Source organism: Thauera sp. AutoDN2 (assembly GCF_051280715.1).
GTDB lineage: Bacteria > Pseudomonadota > Gammaproteobacteria > Burkholderiales > Rhodocyclaceae > Thauera.
Genome location: NZ_JBNCAR010000063.1, coordinates 1 through 6,851, shown reverse-complemented (window position 1 = coordinate 6,851; position 6,851 = coordinate 1). Strand labels below are relative to the sequence as shown.

Below are 6,851 nucleotides of genomic sequence, written 5' to 3'. Positions count from 1 at the left end.
GGGAATCTGCTTCGGGCTACGCCCTTCGCAGATTCCCCCGCGTCGCCTCTCCCTCGCTCGACAGCAAGCACACAAGAGGGCAAACAGGACCGCGAATCCGATACACTTATCCACAGCTGCAGCAATGACGAGCAGCTATCGCCCCTGGTCAAAATTCAACCGGTACACCTGGTCAATATTGGACCGGCGCCGACACGCCTTCGCTCCGATGACCTGCTGCGGTCAGGGCTTCGCTCGTTCAGAAGCCGGGCTCTTTCACGTTAAATCAATCCATCACTGATTGATCATATTCGAAAATGGCGATCTCTGAGGATGGAGCGGCTCTCGATGCTAAAGGAGGTGTCGATGTAGCCGTTAAACATTAGCATCTCCCCTCCTCTGGCCCGATCCGCGCCTGCACCCCGTGCCGGCGTAGGTACGTCTAACTGCGTTAGTGCTCAGAAAACATGAGAAAAAATCTTCCCGTCACCGATGTCGAAACGCTTCTCCCAGAGCACGAGTTCATCTACTCGCAAACGGATCTGAAGGGCGTCATCGTCGAAGCGAATGAGGCGTTTGCCGCCATCAGCGGGTTCACACGTGATGAAATGATCGGGCAATCGCACAACATCGTTCGTCACCCTGACATGCCCGAAGCAGCGTTTGCCGACATGTGGCATGACCTTAAGGCTGGCAGACCATGGCGCGGCATCGTGAAGAACCGACGCAAGGACGGTGGGTTCTACTGGGTCGTAGCAAATGTCAGCCCCGTGCGCGAGAAGGGTCAGGTCGTCGGCTATCAGTCGGTTCGCAGTCGTCCGAGCCGAGAAGAGGTGAACGCCGCGAGCGACGCTTACCAAACCATTCGCCGCGGTAACAAGCGACTGTCAGTAAAGCACGGACGCGCCATCAAGGCGCGCCCTGCTTGGGCGAGCTGGGCCGGTGCGCTTCCAGTGCAGATGAGCGCCATAGCGCTCGTTGCGCTACTGAGTGCCACCGCCGGACTCGCGGCGCTGTATTCGGATATGAGTGAATACCGCACGCCCCTTGTTGTGCTTCATGCCTTTATCCTGATCTATGGGCTTTCGTTCATGCTCCTCTATGCACCACGCGTCAATCGGGAGCTTTCGGGGTTCGCCAACTGGCTGGGCGCTGTTCTCTCGACGGGTAACCTTCGAATACGAATCGATTCGGCACGAGATGACGTACTTGGAGCAGTTATTCGGCGTACCGACAAGTTTGCCTCGTCGCTTCAGGCGACCGTTCAAGGCATGGCCGACATCGCAAAACAGGTTTCCGTTGCGACGGACGAGGTCGGCGCGGGTATGCAACAGATCCAAGCATCTGCGATGAGTCAAGCCGAGTCCACCTCGGCTGCTGCTGCCGCAGTCGAGGAAATTACCGTGTCGATCGCTGAGGTCGCCGAACATGCCCAGTCGACGAAGACTGTCGCGAGCGATGCAGCTGCAGCCTCGAATGAGGGGGTCGAAAGGTCTCAAAGCGCATGCAATGCAATCACAGCGCTTTCGCTAACCGTTGCGTCGGCCGCCGAGCAAGTCGAGATGCTGGGACAACGATCGGATGAGATCAGCAAGATTGCGTCTGTCATCAACGAGATCGCTGATCAGACAAATTTGCTCGCGCTCAACGCTGCGATTGAGGCTGCAAGGGCCGGCGAGGTCGGTCGAGGATTTGCGGTCGTCGCTGACGAAGTACGAAAGCTCGCCGAACGAACCAGCACCGCGACACACGAAATCAGTAGCACCATTCAGATGATTCAGGGAGAAACGCGGCTCGCGGTGCAGGCGATGCGCGCAGGGGCGGCGCAGGTAGAGGAGAGCGCAACGCTCGTACATTCGGCACAGGAAGTGCTGCAACGAATCCACAGCGAAATGACCGACACTACGGCACGGGTGAACGAGATTTCGCACGCATCCTCCGAGCAAAGCGCAGCCATGACGCAGCTTGCCCAGAATGTTGAGCAGGTCGCTGCCATGACTGACCAGAATGTGAGCGTCGTCTCCCAAGCGAACGCAATGGTGGAGCAGCTCGACCAGATTGTTGAGCGGATGAACAAGTCAGCAAACCAGTTCGTCCTCTGACTTACTACCGTCCACGCATGCGCTTGCGGGCGCACGCGAATAGGGCGGCGTGTGCAGCTCTGGCGATTGAACGGCTCCTCTATGCCGTCAACTGCCTCCGCAGCGAGAGCAGGGCGAATGTCTCGCATGGGTCGGTAGTTCCAATTGGCGCGATGGAGTAGCCGCCGTTCACCGTCGCCTGACGCTCGAACGGCAGGTGACAGACACATTACTGCCTGACTGCGCCATCAAGCTGCCGGCAGCTCAGGCCGATAACCACTCATTAGCACCGCTATGCCAGCGCTCATACCTTTAAAGGCACTCTTTGATACCCGATTGCGAGTTTTCTGAACCCTCTCGACGGGAAAGATCTGTCTGATGCGACTATTCTGTGACGGTAGTAGGAAATTCTCGACTATTGTGTGGGGGAGTCGGCACAAACCCACACAATAGTCGCGTAAGCATCTGAATCTGCTCAAGGACAAACTCAACTATTCTGGAGCCCTACAATAGTTGTAGCGAAGGGCATAAACTGGCAAATTGCTAGGCAAAAAATGGCAGACGGCCAGCAAGGGGCGGGTGAATCCGAAGGGTTCCCCGCCCTTTTTGCATCTCACCCGAGGGCCGGAACCCGCGACGCACCCTGCAGGATCCTCGCACCAGAAGACGCCGTAGGACTCAGATCGGCCAACTGCAGCCGGCAACCCTCGCTCCCGGTCGGATGCCTAAAAGGTCGATTCGCTTTGGACGCTATCGGTTGCTGTACTTCGGCAGATCGGCCGAAGCCGTCACTGGCGGCGGCACAAATGAATGGCCGGTATTTGCTACGTTACTGGCGATTGAGTTTCCCAAGTGTTGCAAAGGGCAGCGTACGAGTACGTACGCATAACGTCCGTCATAGGCGTATGCTGTCCTCATCACACGCCACTGATTCTGATGTGATTTTGGGGCCGACAGCTGCGAGCCGAGAAACCTGAAGTCGAGAGAAACCATGAAGCTCACACGGATCTACATCAACAACTTCCGAAATTTCTGCGAGATCGACGTCACACTCGATGGAAACATCGTCATCGTGGGAGAGAACCGCGTCGGAAAGAGCAACCTACTCTATGCGTTGCGGTTGATCTTCGATCCTAGTTTGCCAGACAGCGCGCGCCAGTTAGGCCAAGGGGACTTCTGGGATGGGCTCGGCGAGCCGCTCGAAGATCAAAAGATCACGGTGTTTGTGGAACTGTCCGACCTCGAGGACAACCTAGACCTACTGGCCCAACTCACGGACTTCCGACTCGACGATGATCCGCACACCGTGCGACTCACTTACGAATTTCGGCCGATCCCCGGCATCGACGGGTTTCCCAAGTCCGACGACGACTACGAGTTCCTTTGCTACGGTGGTGAGGCGGAGACGAAGCGGTTCGGGCATGACCTAAGGCGGCGCATCGCGATGGACCTCCTGCCCGCGCTGCGGGACGCAGAGGGCGACTTGGCGACATGGCGTCGCTCTCCCCTTCGGCCTCTGCTCGAACGCGCGTTTGCATGCGTGGCGAGCAACGATCTTCAGGAGGTGCGCGATGCTGTTCAAGCGGCAACTGGCCAACTAGCGGAGTTTCCATCCGTGCAGAGTTTGGAGCAGGGCCTACAGGAGCTGTTTGCGTCAATGAGCGGCCCCAGTCAGGACATCCAGCCGAGCTTGGGCTTCGGGACGACCGATGTGACACGGTTGTACCGGAACCTTCGCCTCCTGATCGATGGCGGCTTGCGCACTATCAGCGAGGCCAGTCTTGGCTCGGCCAACGTCGCCTTCCTCACGCTGAAGACCCTTGAGTTGCGGCAACTGATGGCCGAAAACCGGCGGGACCATACCCTGCTAGCGATTGAAGAGCCCGAGGCCCACCTGCACCCGCACCTGCAGCGGTCGGTGTACCGTCATCTGTTCCAAGGCGTCGCCGCCGAAGAAGCAGAAAACGAGGAAGAGGAGGAGAAGAAGGAACAACTACTGTCGCTGCTGATGACTACCCATTCGCCGCATATCGCCAGCGTCGCACCGCTGCGATCGCTGGTCCTGCTGCGTCAATCTGCAGACAAAGGTACCGTCGTCACCTCGGCGGCTTCCGTCGACCTCACCACGGATGATGAGGATGACCTAGAGCGTTACCTCGACGTCACACGCGCGGAGATGCTGTTCGCACGCGGGATTATCCTGGTAGAAGGGGATGCTGAGAAGTTTCTGCTACCTGTGTTTGCCGCCGCAAGGGGACATGATTTGGACCACTTGGGCATTACGGTATGTTCGGTCGCTGGCACGAACTTCACTCCCTATGCGAAATTTTTAACCACGATGGGCATTCCATTCTCGGTCGTGACAGATTGGGATCCCCGGCCGAAGGGAGCGCCTCTTGGCTTCAACCGCTCCTGGAAACTCGTCGACACCATGGAGACTGCGCGGACGGGGGAGTCTCCGGCAGAACTCATCAAGGAGCTCAAGGCCATGAAAGACGGCGATAAGTTCGCCGCCCGTTGCGAGGCATACGGTGTCTTCTCCAATACGGATACGTTGGAGGTCGACCTGTTCAACGATACAAACTTCACGCAGGGGGTCATCGACACGCTGCGCGAAACGTCGTGGAGCGAAGAACGAAAGGGTTGGATCGATGGCTGGGAGGCTGATCCGGATACGCTTGACGTCGACAGGTACCTGAAGCTAATCGAAGTCGTCGGCAAGGGCCGGTTCGCGCAGCGCCTGGCCTCGTGCGTCGGGGGCGTGGCGCCGCCGGCCTATATCGCTAACGCCATCGACTTCGTGGCCGAACGTGTCTGATCGAGCAGCCTACCTGCGTGCGGCGGCACAGCTCCGGGGTAATCCTGGACAATGGTCAGCCTACGAGTCCCGTGGCCATTGCGTCGTCCTAGCGGGGCCCGGGAGCGGGAAGACCAAGACGCTGACGGCCAAGATGGCGCGCATGCTGGCGGAGGACGTGCGTGAACCGAGAGGCGTGGCCTGCATCACATACAACAACGAGTGTGCACGTGAACTTGAAGATCGGCTGGCCGCCCTGGGGGTCGAGCCTGGTGGGCGCGTGTTCGTTGGGACGGTACATTCTTTCTCTCTCACGCAGATTATCCTCCCCTACGCCAAGGTGGCAGGGCTGGGATTGCCCGAAAGATTTGGAGTGGCCACACGAGCGGAGAAGCAGGAGTCACTAGCCGAGGCGGCGGCCCGAACACTGGTAGAACCCGGCAATCTTCAGGACTTGGACTTCCGCCTCGGCAACCATCGACGCTCGATCCTGAACCGCGATAGCGTGGAGTGGCGCGAGACTGATCCGGAACTCTCGGAACTGGTGGAAGCCTACGAGGAAGCGCTGCGTCAGCGAGGTCTAATCGACTTCGACGACATGCCCTTGTTGGCCGTGCGTGCGCTGCGCGACAACCAGTGGCTGCAGCGCGCACTGCTTGCTAAATATCCTGTGCTTGTCATAGACGAGTACCAAGACCTCGGCGTGGCGCTACACCGCATGGTGTTGGGATTGTGCTTTCGCGCGGGCATGCGGTTGTTTGCCGTGGGCGATGTCGACCAGTCGATCTATGGGTTCGCTGGGGCCCGCCCTGATCTGCTGCGCCGGCTTTCCGAGCGCGAGGACGTCGAGACCGTGCGCCTGCGACTGAACTACCGCAGTGGCAATCGCATCGTCGCAGCCTCCCGAGTGGCCTTGGGCGAGGAGCGCGACTATGAAGCGGCTGACGCCGCTGCACAGGGCATGGTGTTCATCCATCCCTTGGGAGGTTCGTACGAGCAGCAGGCGGTACGCCTTGTGCAGGAGTTGCTGCCGCAGGTGCTGGAACGGCATCCGCGACTGGGCTACCGCGACGTGGCCGTGCTGTATCCGGCGGCCTGGATTGGCAATGCCGTTGCCGATGCCGCCGAGGCCGCTTCGATCCCGATCGTGCGCTCCGATGGCAACGCCTTATACCCACGTTCCAGCCGAATCATGCAGTGGTTGGAGTTGTGCAGCCAATGGTGTTGCGGTGGATGGCGGACGGGGAAACCACGGCTCGCGCGCGTGCTAAGGGAAGGGCGGCGGCTGTTCATAGAGGCCATCCATAGCGATGCACAGCTTTTGGACTTTCATCGCGCACTGATCGCCGAACTGTGGGAGATGCGAGACCCAAACACTTTGCTGCATCGCTGGATGGAAGGACTGCGGGTCAATGTGATCGAGCCGTTCGCTTCCCAATGTGTCGCACTGCGTGACGAGATCGAGACGCTCGCAACGTTCGCGGCGCGCGTAGCGCCGGCGGGCGACCACCCAGACATGGTCTTGGGCGAACTGTCTGGGAGCGGTGAGCAACTTGATCGCCTGACTCTGTCGACGCTGCATAGCGCGAAGGGCAGGGAGTTTGCCGTGGTATTTATGTTCGGCATGGACAGAGGTCGTTTGCCGCGCAACGGTGTTGGCCAACAGCAGCTCGCGGAGGCCCGCCGGCTCTTCTATGTCGGGTTCACTCGGGCGAAAGCTGAGGTCCATATAGTACACACCGCAAGGCGCTCGTCGCCGTTCGTGGATGAGATCGAGGAGCACTTGGCGGACGAGAAGTGACCCCGATACCGATTTCAATCTTCAGAACCCCCAAGGTAGGGTACGAGTGGGCAGATGCCGGCAATTCAGTTGGACTGCCGTCACCGGCAGTTTTGGCCGATTATGTAGATGCCTCGATTATGTTGAGCGTCCGGGGTAGCAAGCCGTAGATCCCAGTGTGCTCGAGCTTTTGCTTGCCGGGATAGGAGTCTGA

At 59.1% G+C, this 6,851-nt stretch carries 3 protein-coding genes; all 3 read left to right on the top strand.

Features of this window, described 5'->3' with window-relative positions:
• Positions 1-446 precede the first annotated feature (446 nt).
• The 3 genes from ACPT9U_RS17095 to ACPT9U_RS17085 all read left to right on the top strand — a co-directional run bounded on the left by ACPT9U_RS17095 (position 447) and on the right by ACPT9U_RS17085 (position 6,658).
• Positions 447-2,081 (top strand): methyl-accepting chemotaxis protein, encoded by a 1,635-nt coding sequence (locus ACPT9U_RS17095; protein WP_435751832.1) that lies wholly within the window; start codon positions 447-449, stop codon positions 2,079-2,081.
• A gap of 970 nt (positions 2,082-3,051) precedes the next feature.
• Positions 3,052-4,878: an ATP-dependent nuclease gene (locus tag ACPT9U_RS17090; RefSeq protein ID WP_418365503.1), complete on the top strand. Its 1,827-nt coding sequence runs from the start codon at positions 3,052-3,054 to the stop codon at positions 4,876-4,878.
• A complete protein-coding gene (locus ACPT9U_RS17085; protein ID WP_418365502.1) occupies positions 4,871-6,658 on the top strand; it encodes an ATP-dependent helicase in 1,788 nt (595 codons plus the stop codon). Before ACPT9U_RS17090 ends, ACPT9U_RS17085 begins: the two co-directional genes overlap by 8 nt.
• The last annotated feature ends 193 nt before the right edge of the window (positions 6,659-6,851 follow it).